2 protein-coding genes are annotated in these 1,935 nt (G+C 66.0%); both read left to right on the plus strand.

Features of this window, described 5'->3' with window-relative positions; all coding sequences use genetic code 11:
• Positions 1–1,059: ADP-forming succinate--CoA ligase subunit beta (sucC, locus tag J8I29_RS29585; RefSeq protein ID WP_209434412.1), on the plus strand; the 1,059-nt coding region annotated here is incomplete at its 5' end.
• Positions 1,059–1,935: succinate--CoA ligase subunit alpha (sucD, locus tag J8I29_RS29590; protein WP_209434413.1), on the plus strand; the 877-nt coding region annotated here is incomplete at its 3' end. The genes sucC and sucD, both read left to right, overlap by 1 nt.

Raw genomic sequence — 1,935 nt, forward strand, 5'->3', positions numbered from 1 at the left:
CAGATCCATGCGGGCGGCCGCGGCAAGGGCAAGTTCAAGGAACTGCCTGCCGACGCCAAGGGCGGGGTGCGCCTGGCCAGGTCGATCGAGGAAGTGCGCGCCAATGCCAGCGAGATGCTGGGCAACACGCTGGTGACGGTGCAGACCGGGCCGGCCGGCAAGCAGGTCAACCGCCTCTATATCGAGGACGGCTCTGATATCGAGAAGGAGTTCTACCTCTCGGTGCTGGTCGACCGGGAGACCAGCCGGGTCGCCTTCGTTGTTTCCACCGAGGGCGGCATGGACATCGAGAAGGTGGCCCATGAGACGCCTGAGAAGATCGTGACCTTCTCGGTCGATCCGGCCACCGGGGTGATGCCCCATCACGGCCTGGCGGTGGCCAAGGCGCTCGGGCTTTCCGGGGACCTGGCCAAGCAGGCGGTTTCGCTGACCACCAAGCTCTACACCGCCTTCGTGGCCAAGGACATGGCGCTTTTGGAGATCAATCCCCTGATCGTCACCAAGGGGGGCGAGCTCAAATGCCTGGACGCCAAGATGGGCTTTGATTCCAACGCCCTCTACCGCCATCCCGACATCGTGGCGCTGCGCGACGAGAGCGAGGAAGACCCCAAGGAGATCGAGGCCTCGCGCTACGACCTGTCCTACATCGCCCTGGACGGCTCGATCGGCTGCATGGTGAACGGGGCGGGCCTGGCCATGGCCACGCTCGACATCATCAAGCTCTATGGCGAGGAGCCGGCCAACTTCCTGGATGTCGGCGGCGGGGCCAGCAAGGAGAAGGTGACGGCGGCCTTCAAGATCATCACGGCCGACCCGCAGGTGAAGGGCATCCTGGTCAACATCTTCGGGGGCATCATGCGCTGCGACGTGATCGCCGAGGGCGTGATCGCCGCGGTGCAGGAGGTGGGGCTGACCATCCCGCTGGTGGTGCGCCTGGAAGGCACCAATGTCGAACTCGGCAAGCAGATCATCCGCGATTCCGGCCTGAACGTGATCGCCGCCGATGACCTGGACGATGCCGCCCAGAAGATCGTGAAAGCCGTGCGGGGAAGCCACTGATGTCGATCCTGATCAACAAGCAAACCCGGGTGATCTGCCAGGGCTTCACCGGCAAGAACGGCACCTTCCATTCCGAGCAGGCCATCAAATACGGCACGCAGCTGGTGGGGGGCACCTCGCCGGGCAAGGGCGGCTCGCAGCATCTGGGCCTGCCGGTGTTCGACACCGTGGCCGAGGCGCGCCATGTCACCAAGGCCGATGCCTCGGTGATCTATGTGCCGCCGCCGGGTGCGGCGGACGCGATCTGCGAGGCGATCGATGCGGAGATCCCGCTGATCGTGTGCATCACCGAGGGCATCCCGGTCACCGACATGATCCGGGTGAAGCGTTCGCTGTCGGGTTCGAAGTCGCGGCTGATCGGGCCGAACTGCCCGGGTGTGATGACGGCGGACGAATGCAAGATCGGCATCATGCCGGGCAACATCTTCAAGAAGGGCTCGGTGGGCATCGTGTCGCGCTCGGGCACGCTGACCTATGAGGCGGTGTTCCAGACCACCCATGAGGGGCTGGGGCAGACCACGGCCGTGGGCATTGGCGGCGACCCGGTCAAGGGCACCGAGTTCATCGACGTGCTGGAGATGTTCTTAGGTGATCCCGACACCCATTCGATCGTGATGATCGGGGAGATCGGCGGCTCGGCCGAGGAGGATGCGGCGCAGTTCCTGCTCGACGAGGCCAAGCGCGGGCGCGCCAAGCCCACCGTCGGCTTCGTGGCCGGGCGCACCGCCCCGCCCGGGCGGCGCATGGGCCATGCCGGCGCCATCATCTCCGGCGGCAAGGGCGACGCAGGCTCCAAGATCGCCGCCCTCGAAGCCGCTGGCGTCAGGGTCTCTCCCTCCCCGGCACGCCTCGGCACCACGCTCACCGAACTGCTGA

The organism is Labrys sp. LIt4, from assembly GCF_017813775.1.
GTDB lineage: Bacteria > Pseudomonadota > Alphaproteobacteria > Rhizobiales > Labraceae > Labrys > Labrys okinawensis_A.